13 protein-coding genes are annotated in these 15,038 nt (G+C 71.5%); 10 read left to right on the top strand and 3 right to left on the bottom strand.

Annotated elements, in window-relative coordinates:
- Positions 1 to 900: 900 nt before the first annotated feature.
- Positions 901 to 1,473 (top strand): hypothetical protein, encoded by a 573-nt coding sequence (locus IZR01_RS11830; protein ID WP_228555194.1) that lies wholly within the window; start codon positions 901 to 903, stop codon positions 1,471 to 1,473.
- A gap of 55 nt (positions 1,474 to 1,528) precedes the next feature.
- On the opposite strand, the gene IZR01_RS11825 is transcribed toward IZR01_RS11830, so the two are convergent.
- Genes IZR01_RS11825 through IZR01_RS11815 form a run of 3 tightly spaced genes read right to left on the bottom strand, consistent with a single transcriptional unit; the run spans position 1,529 to position 4,187 of the window.
- A complete protein-coding gene (locus IZR01_RS11825; protein ID WP_194923823.1) occupies positions 1,529 to 2,176 on the bottom strand; it encodes an isochorismatase family protein in 648 nt (215 codons plus the stop codon).
- A gap of 11 nt (positions 2,177 to 2,187) precedes the next feature.
- Positions 2,188 to 3,681 carry an MFS transporter gene (locus IZR01_RS11820; RefSeq protein WP_194923822.1) on the bottom strand — a complete coding sequence of 498 codons (1,494 nt, stop codon included), beginning with the start codon at positions 3,679 to 3,681 and terminating at the stop codon, positions 2,188 to 2,190.
- Entirely contained in the window at positions 3,678 to 4,187 is a 510-nt protein-coding gene (locus IZR01_RS11815) for a MarR family winged helix-turn-helix transcriptional regulator (protein ID WP_194923821.1), read from the bottom strand. Before IZR01_RS11815 ends, IZR01_RS11820 begins: the two co-directional genes overlap by 4 nt.
- A 61-nt stretch (positions 4,188 to 4,248) precedes the next feature.
- Between IZR01_RS11815 and purD the strand changes: the two genes are divergently transcribed.
- From purD to IZR01_RS11770, 9 genes are all read left to right on the top strand, one after another.
- Positions 4,249 to 5,502: a phosphoribosylamine--glycine ligase gene (purD, locus tag IZR01_RS11810; protein WP_194923820.1), complete on the top strand. Its 1,254-nt coding sequence runs from the start codon at positions 4,249 to 4,251 to the stop codon at positions 5,500 to 5,502.
- 165 nt (positions 5,503 to 5,667) lie between these two features.
- Positions 5,668 to 7,101 (top strand): M48 family metalloprotease, encoded by a 1,434-nt coding sequence (locus tag IZR01_RS11805; RefSeq protein WP_194923819.1) that lies wholly within the window; start codon positions 5,668 to 5,670, stop codon positions 7,099 to 7,101.
- Positions 7,102 to 7,272: 171 nt separating this feature from the next.
- Positions 7,273 to 8,913 carry a hypothetical protein gene (locus IZR01_RS11800; protein WP_194923818.1) on the top strand — a complete coding sequence of 547 codons (1,641 nt, stop codon included), beginning with the start codon at positions 7,273 to 7,275 and terminating at the stop codon, positions 8,911 to 8,913.
- A 106-nt stretch (positions 8,914 to 9,019) separates the two neighbouring features.
- Complete coding sequence (gene purB / locus IZR01_RS11795; protein ID WP_194896481.1) at positions 9,020 to 10,330, top strand: adenylosuccinate lyase; 1,311 nt, start codon at positions 9,020 to 9,022, stop codon at positions 10,328 to 10,330.
- Between the two features lie 265 nt (positions 10,331 to 10,595).
- Positions 10,596 to 11,126 carry a type II toxin-antitoxin system TacA family antitoxin gene (locus IZR01_RS11790; RefSeq protein WP_194923817.1) on the top strand — a complete coding sequence of 177 codons (531 nt, stop codon included), beginning with the start codon at positions 10,596 to 10,598 and terminating at the stop codon, positions 11,124 to 11,126.
- 114 nt (positions 11,127 to 11,240) lie between these two features.
- Positions 11,241 to 12,131 carry a DUF4097 family beta strand repeat-containing protein gene (locus tag IZR01_RS11785; protein ID WP_194896479.1) on the top strand — a complete coding sequence of 297 codons (891 nt, stop codon included), beginning with the start codon at positions 11,241 to 11,243 and terminating at the stop codon, positions 12,129 to 12,131.
- Positions 12,132 to 12,238: 107 nt separating this feature from the next.
- Positions 12,239 to 13,180: an ABC transporter ATP-binding protein gene (locus IZR01_RS11780; RefSeq protein ID WP_194896490.1), complete on the top strand. Its 942-nt coding sequence runs from the start codon at positions 12,239 to 12,241 to the stop codon at positions 13,178 to 13,180.
- A gap of 29 nt (positions 13,181 to 13,209) precedes the next feature.
- Positions 13,210 to 14,037, top strand: a complete 828-nt coding sequence (locus tag IZR01_RS11775; protein WP_194896489.1) for an ABC transporter permease — start codon at positions 13,210 to 13,212, stop codon at positions 14,035 to 14,037.
- 90 nt (positions 14,038 to 14,127) lie between these two features.
- Positions 14,128 to 15,015, top strand: a complete 888-nt coding sequence (locus IZR01_RS11770) for a phosphoribosylaminoimidazolesuccinocarboxamide synthase (RefSeq protein ID WP_194923816.1) — start codon at positions 14,128 to 14,130, stop codon at positions 15,013 to 15,015.
- Positions 15,016 to 15,038 lie beyond the last annotated feature (23 nt).

Here is a 15,038-nt window from a genome sequence, read left to right as displayed (position 1 = left end):
CGGCAGGATGCTGAGCGGCGGTCGGCAGCGGGGTCGGGGCGGGAGACGAGTCCCGAGCGACTGCGGCGAGCCGGAGAACCGGCGCGGGGTGGTGAGCGGGCAGGCATGCGGCCCGAGGGAAGTTCGGGGTCGCTGACCGGTCCCGAACGGCTTCGGCGGGCCGGAGATCCGGCGCGAGGTGAGCGGGAGGCTGAGCGACGGCAGGCTGCTGATTCGGGGCCCGAGTCGGGTTCCGGGCGGTTGCGGCGAGCCGGCAAGCCGGGGCGGGGCGAGGACGCGGATCGGCGGCAGGCGGGTCCGCGGCAGTCGGAGCGCTCGGGGAAGCCGGCGCGGGGTGCGGAGCCGGTCGGTGGCGCGGACTCGGCGCGGTTGTGGCGTCCTGCCGATCCGGCGCCTGGCGAGCAGGGGCGATCGGAGCCGGGGTCCGGGCGGTTGCGCCGCGCGGCGAAGCAGGCTGGGAAGACGCCCGAGCCGCGCAAGGCTCCCCGGCGAGCCGAGCGGCCCGATGCCGAACAGCCGCAGTCGCAGCCGCAGCCGCAGCCGCGGAAGGTATCGCGGCGGGAGCGGGCTGAGGCTGAGCGTTCGCGCAAGGCGCAGCGTGGCGCCCCGGCGCCCGGGACCGAGTGGGTGCCGCGGCCGGGGAGCCCGGAGCCGCGCGATGGTGGGCCGACGGAGTCGGGCCGGGCGCCGCGGCCGGGGGAGCTGCGGCGGGTTGAGCCGCCGCAGCCACGGCGTGCGCCGGAGCCCGGTGAGGCCGCGGGCGGGCCGCCTCGGAGGCAGCCGCCGGAGCTGCCGAAGGGGCGGCCCTGATCGGTGCGCCTTGCCAGAGCGCCGCTTGTCTCGCCCGGAGTTTCGTACTGGCGCGGTCGCTGTGTGGGTGTCCCGGACTAAGCTCGCGAGGTGATTTCGCGTTCGGAGTTCCAGCTGGTTCTGCTCCGCCGGATGGCCGACTACCAACCAGGCTTGGTGGAGCACGCACGGCAGGGCCTGGGTTTCACCGTCACTGAGATGCGCGATGCGAACGCGTGGTGGCAGCGCTATGTACGGTCGCGTGCCGCACCCCGCGGTCCGGAACGCTTTAGGGCGCTTCTCGGTCCGGCGGACGAGGAGGCGGATCTGCGGACCGGGGACCTGGTCAGCCGGCTGTACCACTGGATCCTGCCGGTGTGGCCGGAGCTGCGCTTCGAGATCGTGGTCGGGCCTGGCGGACAGGTATGGCAGGAGTGGCTGGTACGGGCTCCTGATACGGAACCCCCGGCGCCGCCGACGGATCAGGCGTTGGAGCCGTGGCAGTACGTGGTCGGGGACCTGGAGCGGATGTATCCGCGGGTCCGGCATCTCCCTGAGGACGCCCCAACGCGTTGGCAGAGCGAGTACGGATACGACGACGGGCACGGCGCTACAGCGCGGCGCCGTGCCCGGTTCTGCTACGGGCTTCTCCAGGAAGTGACAGAGCCTCTGGAGAGCTCCTGAAGCGGATCAGGATCCGCTGGAGAACTCCTGTAGTAGATCTACTGGTAGATCTGCTTTAGGCGCGCGTCTTGGCAAGCGTCTCCAGAACCTCTGCCGTGGTGGCACGCTGGCCGATCTGCGGGAAGATGCGCTCGACGGCGTTCTCGTGCACCTCGATCCCCCGGTCGGCCATCGCGTCGACCGCGAACGCGACGCTGTAGTTGTGCGCGTACGCCTCCCGCGCGGTGGTGTCCACCCCGCGGCTGGTGACCAGGCCGGCCAAGACGATCTGCGTGACGCCCCGGCGCCGCAGCTGGGTGTCCAGGTCCGTGCCGTGGAAGGCGCCCCACTGATGCTTGGTGACGCGGATGTCGCCGTCCTGCGCGCCGAGTTCGTCGACGATGACCGCGAAGTCGGCGGGGAAGCCCTCGTCGTCACTCTCACCCGCACCCGCACCCTCGCCCTCGCCCTCGCCCTCGGCGGAGTCGGGCCCCGGCCCCGGCGTCTCGTCGTCCCGGCCCTGCGGAGCGTCGGCGAAGTCGGGCGAGAAGGCGACGTTCACCAGGACGACCGGGAGCCCGTGGGCACGGAACGCGTCCGCGAGTTCCTTGCCGCGCGCCACCACGTCGGTACCGGTGTACGGGACCGCCGGCGGCGCGACGATGCCACGCTGCAGGTCGATGAGGACGAGTGCGGTCTTCGGATCCAGGGTGGCCAGCGCCATGTCGCGGGTTCCTATCGGGTCGGTTCACGGTCCGTGGTGCGCAGGGACAGCGAGCGGTCGGCGAGGACCACCGCGAGCAGCAGCACACCGCAGCCGATCATGACGACGGCCAGCTCGTGCAGCCCGCCCGAGGACGCCCCGGTGCGGAAGACGATCGCCACGGCGGCCGAGGACAGGATGGCGCCGAGGTACTGAAAGGTTCTCAGAAGTCCCGCCGCTGTGCCCATGCGAGCCGCGTCCGCCTGCCGGAACAAGGCGTTCTGGTTGGCCAGCCCGTTCATCCCCTGAGTGGCGCCCGCTAGTAGGCCCACGGCTAGGAGGACCCATATAGCGCTCGCCCTATTAAGGATCAGCAGTCCCCCGGACGCCGCGATGATCGACGCGGTGCCCACGATCAGCTTGCTGCGGATCCCGCTGCGTCGTCCGCTGAACCACGCCACGACGATCGCCGTGAGGGACGTCGGCAGGACGACCAGTCCCGCTTCAGAAGCGCTGAGGCCGCGTCCCTCCTCCAGCCACTGCGTGAATCCGTAGATGAAGCTGTAGGTGAGGATGTACGTGAGGGTCTGGCGTAGGTAGGTGACCAGGAGCGGGGTGTTCCCGCCGAAGATGCGCAGGTCTATAAAGGGTTCCCCGGTACGGAGCTCTACACGGGCGAACACTGCGGCGAATACAGCGGCGACAGCGAGCAGGTACAGGTTGTCGACACTCAGGTTCATGAGGAACAGCAGCAGGCTGGTCAACATGGCGGCGAACAGTGCCATGCCCACCAGGTCGATCCGGCTCTCGTTAGGCACGGTCTTGCTCTTAGGCAGACTCCGCGTGCCGAGCGCTATACAGACCAACGCCAGCGGGATGTTGATGGCGAACACGAAGCGCCAACCGCCGACGCTGACGAGCGCGCCACCGAGCGTCGGTCCGATGACCATCGTGCTCTGCGCGGATATGGAGAGCGCTGTAAGGATTCCGCTAGGCGTCTTCAGACCGGTGCGCTGAGCCTCGCCGCGCACCGTGTGCATCGCTGCGGGGAACTGGGCGCTGGTCCCGAAGCCGAGCAGTACTCGCGCCACGATCAGCACGCTCAGCGACGGCGCCGCCGTCCCGATCACCCCGGCCAGGCCGACCAGCGCGGCCCCGGTGAGGTACAGCGGCCGGGCCCCGAAACGGTCGACGAGCCGCCCGATCACCGGCTGCCCTATAGCGGTCGCGAGGTAGAGCGAGGAGACGAGCCACGCGGTAGACGCGGGGGAGGCGCCGAAGGCCGCGCCGATCGGCACCAGCGCGATCGCGATCATCGAGGAGTTGATCGGGTTGAGGGTGGCGCCGAGCAGGAGCGGGACGATCAGGCGGTGGTTGAAGGCCGGGGTCGCCGGGGGTGCGGCGGGAGCTGGATCACCCAGAGCCGGATCACCCAGAGCGGCGGCCGGACCCGCGGTGGCCGGATCGGGGGACCTGCGCGGTGCGGGAAGTGCGGAGTCCGTGGGGTGGGGTGTGGTCTGTGTCATTCGCTCAAGCGCTCCAAAAATCCCAGGGCGGCTACCACCGTCGCCAACTCCTCCGCCGAGAACCGCTCCCGCAGCGCGCACTCCAGCCACTCGTCGCGGGCCTGCCGCGATCCGCGTACCGCGTCGTCCGCCGCCGGTGTCGGCTCGATGAGCTGGCGGCGGCCGTCGGCGGGGTCCTGGCGGCGGGCGATCATGCCGCGCTCGTCCAGGGCGGCGATGGTCGCGGCCATGGACTGCGGGCGGACGTGCTCGGCTTTCGCCAGGTCGCTGGTCGAGGCCGGGCCGTCGCGGTCCAGGCGGCCCAGGACGGCCAGCTGCGAGGCGGTCAGTTCGTGGACGTCGTCCACCTCGCGCAGCCGGCGGCGTAGGCGGCCGACCAGTACACGCAGCTCGCGCGCGGCGTACGCCGGGTCCGCAGCCGCCGGGTCGACGGCCGCCGGCGCGGAGGTGGCCGCTGCGGAGCCCGAGGTGCCGGTCGTGGAGTTCGTCTCAGCCTTCGCGTCCATACCTTCAGTTTAAACTGTACAGTCCAGCCTGTCTATCTCCCCCGCCGGTACCCTAACGACCATGAAGGTCCTCGTCATCGGCACCGGCGGCCGCGAGCACGCCCTCGCCCGCGCCCTCAGCACCGACCCCGCCGTCACCGCGCTCTACTGCGCGCCCGGCAACCCCGGCATCGCCGAGGTCGCCGAGCTGCGGCCGGTGGACGCGATGGACCCGGCGGCGGTGCGGGACCTGGCCGTGGAGCTCGACGTGGACCTGGTCGTGGTGGGGCCGGAGGCGCCGCTGGTGGCCGGGGTCGCGGATCCGGTGCGCGAGGCGGGGATCCCGGTCTTCGGGCCGTCCAAGGCCGCCGCGCTGCTGGAGGGGTCGAAGGCCTTCTCCAAGGAGGTCATGGCGGCCGCCGGCATCCCGACCGCCAAGTCCTATGTCTGCCAGACCGAGGACGAATACGTCAAGGCGCTCGACGAGTTCGCCGGCTTCCCCTATGTCGTCAAGGACGATGCCCTCGCCGCCGGCAAGGGCGTCGTCGTGACCGAGGACCGCGACGCCGCCCTGGCGCACGCCCGGGCCTGCGGCCGGGTGGTGATCGAGGAATACCTCGACGGCCCCGAGATCTCGCTGTTCGGCGTCACCGACGGCACCACGGTCGTCCCGATGATGCCCTCGCAGGACTTCAAGCGGATCGGCGACGGCGACACCGGCCCCAACACCGGCGGCATGGGCGCCTACTGCCCGCTCCTCTGGGCGCCGGCGGGCCTGACCGAAGAGGTCGTCGCCACGGTCATCCAGCCGCTGGTCGACGAGCTGCGCCGGCGCGGCACCCCCTTCGCCGGGCTGGTCTACGCCGGTCTGGCGCTGACCGCCAAGGGGTTGCGCGTCGTGGAGTTCAACGCGCGTTTCGGCGACCCCGAGACCCAGAGCGTGCTGGCGATGCTCGCATCGCCGCTGTCCGAGCTGCTGCTCCCGGCCGCGACCGGCACGCTCGCCGCCGCCCCGGCGCCCCGGTGGCGCGACGGCGCCTCCGTCACCGTCGTGCTGGCCGCCGCCGGCTACCCGGGGACCCCGCGCGCCGGCGACGTCATCACCGGGGTCGAGGCCGCCGAGCGGCTGGGCACCGCGGTGAACCAGGCCGGGACCAACCGGAACGCGGACGGCGACCTGGTCACCGTCGGCGGCCGGGTCCTGGCGGTGACCGCGGTCGCGGACGGTCTGGCGGCCGCCCGCGCCAAGGCGTACCAGGGCTTGGCGGCCATCGGTATCGCCGGTGCGCAGCACCGCACCGACATTGCAGAAAAGGCCGCTGAAACAGCTGCCTGATACGTCACGCTGAGGCACGGATCCCTTACCCCGCCATCCGAAAGTGTGTATTCAAGCCACGTCGCTAACCGCTGTCGGTGATTCGCGCTAGCCTTCGCAACAGGCTCGTAAGCGGCCTGGACGCTTGGGGGATCCATCAGCACGGTGACTGCGACCACAGCGCGGGTGAGCGCTCACAGAGCGGCTCGCGCGCTACTGCGTGTCCGCGCGTGGGTGATAGCGGCCTACGCCCTGAGCGCCGCCGCGGCCTTCGCGGCGCTCGTCGGCCTGGCCCGAATGCGCGGCTGGGACGGCGTCGGGCCGGCGACGATAGCGGCGGCCGGGGTGGTGTGCGCGCTGTGGGCGCTGCCGGCGATCCGCCTGTATCGGAGCGCGGTCCTGCCTCCGAAGACCGTCCAGTTGGCCGGCGGTTCCGCCCCCGAACTGGAACTGCTGGTCCGGCAGTTGGCGCTGCAACTCCAGGTGCCGACCCCGGCCGGCATCGAGCTGTCCCCGGACTGCGACGCCTGGCTGGATCCGCGGCCCGGCGGCCCGGTGCTGGTGATCGGCGCGCCGTTCCTGTGGTGGCTGCGCGTCAGCGAACTCCGGGGGCTGTTGGCGCCGCTGGTGGCCGGGATGGCGGCGGCCGGGGACGAGCGGATCGTGCGGGCTCGGGCCTTCGCCACCCGGAGCATCGGCGCGCTGCACGGCCGGCCCGGCCGGTCGCCGCACGTGTTCCCGGGGTGGCGGCGCCGGATGGCAGGGTACTTCGAGGCCCGTGCCGAGTCCTTGGAGCGGGTCGTGGCCTGGGAGGCCGTGGCGGCCTCCCGGATGATCGAGCCGGCCGCCCGGGCCTACGCCCACGAACAGATCAACATGGCCGCCGCCGGCTGGGACCGGGTGCTGACCCGGCTCGCGCAGCCGGCGTGGGAGTCGGGCTACTGCCCGGTGGGGCTGAACCTCGCCCTGGTCGGCGCGCTGACCTCGCTGGGCCGGCGGGACCGGATGGCCGGCGCGCTGGCCACCCGGCTGAGCGAGCGGCCCGCGTGTGACCTGCTGGAGGAGCCCGGCGACGTGGACGCCCACGCGTCGCGGATGGCCGCGGAGCTGTTCGAGGGGCGCCGGATCGAGCGGACGGTGACCTGGGAGCGGTACGTCACCTCGGTCACCGAGCCGGAGCTGGTGCGGCGCGCGGCGGCGATGCCGGAGGAGCATCCGGCGGCCAAGCGGATACGCACCCTGATCGCCGAGGCCGGGGTGCCCGGCGCGCGGCGCGGGGAACCACTGGGTACTGATACGCGCGGCGGTGAAGTGGGCGGCGGCGAAGCGCGGGGCGGCGGCGGCCGGTGGGCCGCGATGATCCCGGGGCCGCGCTTGGGAGAATCCGATGATCTCCAACCCGCGCATTCCTCGGAGCCGGATACCGACAGCCTCGCGGCTTATCTGGCGGTTCGGCTCGTCGAGGCGCGGCTGGCGGCGTGGGGCCTGGACTGGCTGGACGGACCGGTGCTGCGGGATATGGCCGGTGATCCCGTGCCTATTCACGATATGGCCGCCGCGCTCGCGGATATCGGAGATGTCTCCAGATTGTCTGATTGGCTGGCGCGAATTACCCGCTAATCGCTGATCCATTCGCAGAAATAGCAAGCGTTACTGTTTCGTAGCCAACCTCGAACAAGTTAGCGCCGTCACCCAGTCGTGAAGACAATACGGGGATGGGGCCGAACGGGCGTCAGTAAGCTGAGACGCGACTGGGTCGGCGTCGCGGCTGTCACCTGGTCGGCGCTCGTGGTGGGGATCCAGGGCGCGCGGCTGGGCCGGTGGATCGTCGACGACGCCGGGATCAGCTTCGCCTATGCGCGCAGCTTCGCCGAGGGCCACGGCCCGGTGGTGCAGGCGGGCGCGCCTCCGGTGGAGGGCTACTCGGACCCCACATGGGTCGCGCTGCTGGCGATCGGGAGACTGCTCGGCCTGTTCGACCACGGCGCGTGGTTCGGGGTGCCCGATTATGTCCTGTTCCCGAAGGCCTTGGCGCTGCTCTGCGTCATCGGCATCCTGATCTGCTTCTACGCCGCGGCCGTGGCCGCCCTGCCGAGCCGCCGGATCGCCGCCGTGGTCACCGCCGTCGCGGGGACGGCGCTGGGCTTCGTGCCGGCGTTCGTCATCTGGACGTTCTCCGGTTTGGAGAACTCCTTTTACGCGCTGCTGGTCACGAGCCTGGCGGTACTGCTCCTGCGCGCGGTGGTGGCCGACCCGGATCGGCTGTTGTCCCGCCGGACCGCGGTGGTCGCCGGGGTGCTGGTCGCCCTGGCCGCGCTCACCAGGCCGGACGGCCTGATCTACTTCGCCGTCTATCCGGCGGTAGTCCTGCTGCTGGTGGATCGGCAGCGGATCCGGGAGACGATCCGGCCCGGTGCGTACTACTTCGGACCGGCCGTCGGCTTGTACGGCGTCTACGTGCTCTGGCGCCGCTTCGAGTTCGGCCGCTGGCTGCCCAACACCGCGGTGGCCAAGGCCCAGGCGAGCCCGGCGGTCTCCGATCTGAACCGGGTCTCGGACGTGTTGCAGTACCCCGGCCCGGTGCTCTCGGTGGTGGCGATCGCGGTGGTGGCCGCCGGGCTGGCGGCGGTGCCGGCGGTGCGGCGGCCGATGACCGCGGTGCTGGTGCCGCTGGCGCTGGCGTTGGTGGCGTACTGCGTGCTGAACCAGGACTGGATGGGACAGCTGCGGTTCTCCACGCCGGTCTGGCCGTTGGCGGCGCTGGCCACCGCGATCTGCACCGCGCGGCTGATCGTCCTGCCGGGGCTGCGACGGCGGGCCGGGCTGGCCGGGGCGCTCGCCGGGGCCCTGTACCTGGCCTACGGCGTCACCGGGCCGATGCTGTCGGACAGCGCGGCGCGGCCGGTGGTCCCGTTGTGCGTGGTGGCCAACGAGAACGGCGAGCTGTTCAACTCCTTCGCGGACATCGCCGGGGTCGAGCAGGGCAGCCTGCTGCTGCCCGACCTCGGCGGGACCGCGCTGACCAGCCGGCTGCGGCTGCGGGACACCGCGGGCCTGGTCGACGCGAAGGTCGCGGACTACCTGCACGACAAGAACCCGACCGGGCTGCGCGACTACGTCTTCGACACCATGCAGCCGACCTTCATCCAGACCCACGGCGACTGGTCGCCGGAGCTCATGGCCGGACCCGGATTCGACCCGCGCATGTTGCGGGACTACACGCAGATCTACCCCTCGGCCCCCGACCCCGCCGACCCGAGGGGCAGCAGCGACTGGATCCGGAACTCGGCGATCAAGGATCCCGCGGTCCTGGCGAAGCTGCGTTCTTACGCCAGGTCAGTGGTCCCGGGGCAGGCCCGGTTCGAGCGGCGCACGCCGATCGGTGATTGCAGCGACTCGCTTCACGTCGGGGAGGACCTGGCCAGTCACTAGGACCCAGATCACACCGGCCCTGACCTGCGACGGTTACAAAGGTGTGCGGCAGCCTGGGAGAATCGGGTGTCAAGACCTCCCGCCGACTCCCAGGAAGGCCGCCGCCATGATCGAGCGCTACACCCTGCCCGAGATGGGCCGTGTCTGGTCCGAGGCCCACAAGTACGAGCTGTGGGCGAAGGTCGAGACGCTGGTCGTGGAGGCGCACGCGGCGGCCGGCACGATTCCGGAGTCGGCCGTGGAGCCGGTGCGCAACGCCGCGCCGCCGACCCCGGAGGCGGTCGCCACGATCGAGGCGGTCACCCAGCACGACGTGATCGCTTTCCTGTCGGCTTGGGCCGATAACACCGAGCCGCGCGAAGCCGCCGCGTACGTGCACTTCGGGATGACCTCCTCGGACCTGCTGGACACCGCGCTGGCGTTGCAGCTCACCGAGGCCACCGATCTGCTGCTGGACAAGGCCGACAAGCTGGTCGCGGTGCTGCGCGACCACGCGCTGGCGCACCGCGCCACGCTGCGCGTCGGCCGCACCCACGGCATCCACGGCGAGCCGGACGTGTGGGGCCACCGGGTCGCCGACTTCGCCTTCGGCGTGGCCCGCTCCCGCGACCGGCTGCGCCGGGCCCGCGAGGCGGTCGGCGTGATGGCGATCTCCGGCGCGGTCGGCACGTACTCGAACATCGACCCGGGGATCGAGACCTTCGTGGCCGAGAAGCTGGGCCTGACCGCCGCCGACGTCTCCACCCAGGTGATCCTGCGCGACGGGGTCTCCGAGTGGGTGTCGGCGATCGCGATCATGGCGACCGTGCTGGAGGCCATCGCCCTGGAGGTGCGGCACGGCCAGCGCACCGAGGTCCGCGAGCTGTGGGAGCCGTTCGGCAAGGGGCAGAAGGGCTCCTCGGCCATGCCGCACAAGAAGAACCCGATCATCTCCGAGCGGCTGGCCGGCATGGCGCGTATCGCCCGCGGCCAGATCGTGCCGGTGATGGAGGGCATCCCGCTGTGGCACGAGCGCGACATCTCGCACTCCTCCACCGAGCGCATCGCCCTGCCGGACGCCTCGATCGCCCTGGACTACATGCTCAACCTGACCATCCGCCTGATGAGCGGACTGGTCGTCGACGCCGACCGCATGCGGGTCAACCTGGACTCCACCGGCGGCCTGGTCTACAGCTCGACGGTGCTGCTGGAACTGGTCGAGATGGGCCTGGAGCGCGACACCCAGGCCTACCCGCTGACCCAGCGCGCGTCGATGAAGACCTGGGAGACCGGCCGCCCCTTCCGCGAGACGCTGCGCGAGGAGGCCGCCGAGGCCGGGCTGGAGATCGACGAGGCCCGGTTGGACGAGGCCACGCGGCCGGAGCGGTTCGTGGAGCGGCTGGACGGGATGTTCGAGAAGCTGGCGAAGCTGCGCTGAGGTCGACCGAGGCGGTCGATCGAGGTAGTCGCTTGAGGTAGTCGGTTGAGGTAGTCGGCTGGAAGCGGCTGTCAGACGGTGTCTGGCAGCCGCTTTCGCGTTCCCGGCGCCGGTCATTTTGTGAGGGATGTTTCGCGTGAAACATCGGGGTGGCACCTCTGTGGCGCCAATGACGCCGACGATGGCACCACTCATGAGCTGGGGATGAGCCAGTCTGAGCCAAGATGGCTTGCCAATGGCACCAAAGTGGTGCCACACTTGAGCCATGGAACTCACCCAGTACGTCGAACACCTTCGGCGGGAGCTGACGACAGCGGCCGAGGTCGGCGGTGAGGAGGCCCGCGACCTCGCCGACCGCCTGCTGCCGCCGCTCGACGCCGCGGTGCGTCTCACGCTGCTCGAAGCGCTGTCCGCGGCCGCCGAGGAGATCTCCGCCGCGCTGGCCCCGGGGTCGGTGGACGTCCGGCTGCGCGGCGGGAACGCCGGGTTCGTCGTGACGCCGCCGGCCGCGGTCGAGCCCGAGGCCGAGCCCGGCCCCGCGGTCCCCGCCGATGTGCGGCTGCCCCTCGCCGAGGGCGACGACGCCGCGATGGTGCGGATCAACCTGCGGCTGCCGTCGAGTCTCAAGGGCCTGATCGAGGACGCGGCCGCGGCCACCGGGCTGTCGGTGAACGGCTGGATCGTGCGGGCCGCGGCCGCCGGGCTGGCCAACGAGGGCCGGGGCGGCGCGCGTCCCTCCTCCTCGCAGAAATCCCCCCGGGTCGTCGGCGAGAGCTATAGCGGCTGGGCCCGCTGACCTCCACGAGGCGCAGCATCCGCAACCGCACCGCCCAGACCACCCGAGCCACCCAGCCCACGAGCACAGCCCACGAGCACAGCCCACGAGCCACCCAGACCAAAGGATTCCCAGATGTCTCCGTCGACCTTCGACACCCCGTCCCCGATCACCGTCGTCTTGGACCTCTACGTCGCCGACGTCCGCATCGCCGCCGCCGACCGCGCCGACACCGTGGTCGAGGTCCGGCCGAGCGATCCGAACAAGGCCGCCGACGTCAAGGCCGCCGAGAACACCACCGTCGAGTACGACGCGGCGACCCGCACGCTGACCGTCGTCAGCCGCAAGCCGCGCAACCGGTTCGTCAACTTCAGCTCCCGGCGCCCGGAGTCGATCGACCTGGTCCTCGAGCTGCCCACCGACTCCGACCTGCGGGGCGAGGCCGAGATCGGCGACGTCCAGTCGGTCGGCGTGCTCGGCACCGTCCAGCTCAAGACCGGCCTGGGGACCGTGCGGCTGGCCCAGACCGGCCCGCTGAAGCTGCGCAACGGCCTCGGCGAGACCTCGGTGGACGAGGTCAGCGGGGCCGCCGAGGTGAGCAGCGGGTCCGGCGTGATCCAGCTCGGCGCGGTGGACGGCACCGCCGACGTGTCCAGCGACAACGGCAAGGTGCGGGTCGGCGTCGTGACCGGCCCGGCGGTGGTGAAGTCCTCGAACGGCGCGGTGTACGTGGACCGCGCCCTGTCCGATCTCACCGCCTCCACCTCCAACGGCGAGGTGCGGATCGGCGAGGTGGTGCGCGGCAAGGTGTCCGCCACCTCCAAGAACGGCTCGGTCGAGGTCGGCGTGCGGGACGGCAGCGCGGCCTGGCTGGATCTGAACGCCGGGGTCGGCCGGGTCTACAACGGGCTCGACGACGCCGCCGCGCCGGCGGCCGGGGAGCCGGTGGACAAGGTCGAGGTCCACGCGAACACCAAGCTCGGCGACGTCACCATCCGCCGGACCCCGCGCCTGGACGAGGAGTGAGGACCGTGACGATCCCCCCGCAGAACAGCGCGGCCGCCGCCGCGAACCCGGCTCCCGCGAACCCGGCGCCAGCGAACCCGGCGCCAGCGAACCCGGCCTCGGCGAACCTGTCCGCCGCGAACCCGGCCCCCGCGATCTCCGCCCGTGGCCTGCGCAAGTCCTTCGGCGCCAAGACCGTGCTCGACGGCATCGACCTGACCGTGCCGGCCGGCACCATCTCGGCCCTGCTCGGCCCGAACGGGGCCGGCAAGACCACCGCGGTCCACCTGCTGACCACCTACCTGCGCCCGGACGCCGGCGACATCCGCATCGCCGGCCACGACCCGGCGAAGAACCCGCAGGCGGTGCGGCGCGCGATCGGCGTCACCGGCCAGTTCTCCGCGGTCGACGGCTACCTCACCGGCCGCGAGAACCTGATGCTGATGGCCGATCTGCACCTGCTGCCGCGGGCGGTCGGCCGGCGCCGGGTCGAGGACCTGCTGGCCCGGTTCGAGCTGACCGAGGCGGCCGGCAAGGCGGCGGCCACCTACTCCGGCGGCATGAAGCGCAAGCTCGACCTGGCGATGACCCTGGTCGGCGACCCGAAGGTGATCTTCCTCGACGAGCCGACCACGGGTCTGGACCCGCGCAGCCGCCGGGTGATGTGGGGCATCATCCGCGCGCTGGCCGCCGAGGGGACGACCATCCTGCTGACGACCCAGTACCTGGAGGAGGCCGACCAGCTGGCGCACCGGGTCGCGGTGCTGGAGGAGGGGCGGATCGTCGCCGAGGGGACGCCGGCCGAGCTCAAGAAGCGCATCCCGGGCGGGCACATCGAGCTGACCTTCGCCGACCGGGCGGAACTGGAAGCCGCGGCGACCATCCTGGCCTCGACCGGCCGCGACGACGACACGCTCACCCTGCAACTGGCCGGCGACGGCCGGATCGGCACGCTGCGGACCCTGCTGCGGCAGTTGGACGACGCCTCGGTCGAGGTCGAGGCGCTGGCCGTGCACACCCCCGACCTCGACGACGTGTTCTTCGCCCTGACCGGCCAGAAAGGAGCCTGACCATGACCGCCATGACGACTATGAGCGGCATGACACCGGCCGACGGCGTCGACACCCGCTCGCACGCCTGGATCCACGCCCGGATCATGTTGCGCCGTAACCTGCGGCACCTACAGCGCTATCCGTCGCTGACCCTGATGGTCATGCTGATGCCGCTGGTCTTCCTGCTGCTGTTCGTCTACGTCTTCGGCGGGACCCTCGGCTCCGGCCTCGGCAGCGGGACCCCGGTCGGGGTGCACGGCGGCCGCCAGGCCTACGCCGCGTACGTCGCCCCGGCGATCATCGTGATGGCGGTGGCCGCCGCGGCTCAGGGCACGGCGATCGCCGTGGCCCAGGACATGACCGAGGGCATCATCGCCCGGTTCCGGACCATGGCCGTCGTGCGGTCGTCGGTGCTGACCGGGCACGTCGTCGCCGCCGCGATCCAGACGATGGTCGGGGTCACCGTGGTCACCCTGGCCGCCATCGGCGTCGGCTTCCGGCCGCACGCCAACGTGGCCGAGTGGTTCGCCGCGATCGGCGTGGTCCTGTTGCTGACCTTCGCGATCACCTGGCTCTGTGTGGGCCTCGGACTGTCGGCCAAGAGCGTGGAGACGGCCAGCAACTCGCCGATGTTCCTCATGCTCCTGCCCTTCCTGAGCAGCGGCTTCGTCCCGACCGACTCGCTGCCGACCGGGATGCGCTGGTTCTCCGAGTACGAGCCGTTCACCCCGGTCAACGAGACCCTGCGCGGGCTGCTGACCGGCACCGAGATCGGGGACAACCTGGTCATCTCGCTGGCCTGGTGTATCGGCGTCGCGGTGCTCTCCTACGCCTGGTCGCGGCGGCTGTACGAGCGGGAGCCCAAGGCGGGCTGAGACCGGGCCGCGGGTGAGGCGAGTGTGAGGCGAGTGTGAGGCGGTCCGGGCCGCGGAGGGGTCGGCCCGGACCGCCGGTAGGCTGAGCGCGTGATCACCGGCCTGAACCACATCGCCAGCGGCAAGATCCGCGACCTCTACGCGGTCGGGGACGATCTGCTGCTCGTCGCCTCGGACAAGATCTCCGCCTTCGACTACGTGCTGGAGACGGAGATCCCCGACAAGGGACGGATCCTGACCCAGCTGTCCATGTGGTGGTTCCGGCAGCTGGCCGAACTGGTGCCGAACCACGTGCTCACCGCGGATGTCGAGGAGTTCCCGGCCGAGCTGGCGCCCTACAAGGACGAGCTGCGCGGCCGGGCGATGCTGTGCCGGAAGCTGAACATGGTGGACGTGGAGTGCGTGGCCCGCGGCTACCTCACCGGTTCCGGGCTCGTCGAGTACGAGCAGAACGGCACCGCGAACGGCGTGAAGCTGCCGCCCGGGCTGGTCGACGGCTCGCGGCTGGACCGGCCGATCTTCACTCCGGCGATGAAGGGCGAGATCGGGGCGCACGACGAGAACGTCAGCTTCGACGTGATGGCCGAGCGGATCGGCGACCCGGAACTGGCCGCGCACCTGAAAGACCTGACGCTGGCCGTCTACTCGCGGGCCCGCGAGATCGCCGAGGAGCGCGGGATCATCCTGGCGGACACCAAGTTCGAGTTCGGCCGGCTGCGCGGCGGCACCCTGGTCCTCGCCGACGAGGCGCTGACCCCGGACTCCTCGCGGTTCTGGCCGGCCGACGAGTGGAAGCCGGGCCGGGCGCAGCCGTCGTTCGACAAGCAGTACGTGCGGAACTGGCTGGCCTCCCCGGCCTCCGGCTGGGACCGCGAGTCCGACACCCCGCCGCCGGCCCTGCCCCAGGAGGTCGTGCAGGCCACCCGGGCCCGGTACGTCGAGGCCTACGAACGACTCACCGGCGAGGATTTCGTCTAGGAGCAGCAGCTCAGAGCGCCAGG

Origin of the sequence: Catenulispora pinisilvae (assembly GCF_015356865.1) — a bacterium.
GTDB lineage: Bacteria > Actinomycetota > Actinomycetes > Streptomycetales > Catenulisporaceae > Catenulispora > Catenulispora pinisilvae.
The sequence above is the reverse complement of the archived record's forward strand: the minus strand, read 5'-3'. Positions and strand labels throughout refer to the sequence as shown.

What these genes read in the sequence shown, in the direction of transcription:
- IZR01_RS11790 (WP_194923817.1), top strand. Translation starts at nt 10,596, where the DNA reads ATGGAACTCACCCAGTACGTCGAACACCTTCGGCGGGAGCTGACGACA.
- IZR01_RS11785 (WP_194896479.1), top strand. Translation starts at nt 11,241, where the DNA reads ATGTCTCCGTCGACCTTCGACACCCCGTCCCCGATCACCGTCGTCTTG.
- IZR01_RS11825 (WP_194923823.1), bottom strand. Translation starts at nt 2,176, where the DNA reads ATGGCGCTGGCCACCCTGGATCCGAAGACCGCACTCGTCCTCATCGAC.
- purB (WP_194896481.1), top strand. Translation starts at nt 9,020, where the DNA reads ATGATCGAGCGCTACACCCTGCCCGAGATGGGCCGTGTCTGGTCCGAG.
- IZR01_RS11820 (WP_194923822.1), bottom strand. Translation starts at nt 3,681, where the DNA reads ATGACACAGACCACACCCCACCCCACGGACTCCGCACTTCCCGCACCG.
- purD (WP_194923820.1), top strand. Translation starts at nt 4,249, where the DNA reads ATGAAGGTCCTCGTCATCGGCACCGGCGGCCGCGAGCACGCCCTCGCC.
- IZR01_RS11815 (WP_194923821.1), bottom strand. Translation starts at nt 4,187, where the DNA reads ATGGACGCGAAGGCTGAGACGAACTCCACGACCGGCACCTCGGGCTCC.
- IZR01_RS11775 (WP_194896489.1), top strand. Translation starts at nt 13,210, where the DNA reads ATGACACCGGCCGACGGCGTCGACACCCGCTCGCACGCCTGGATCCAC.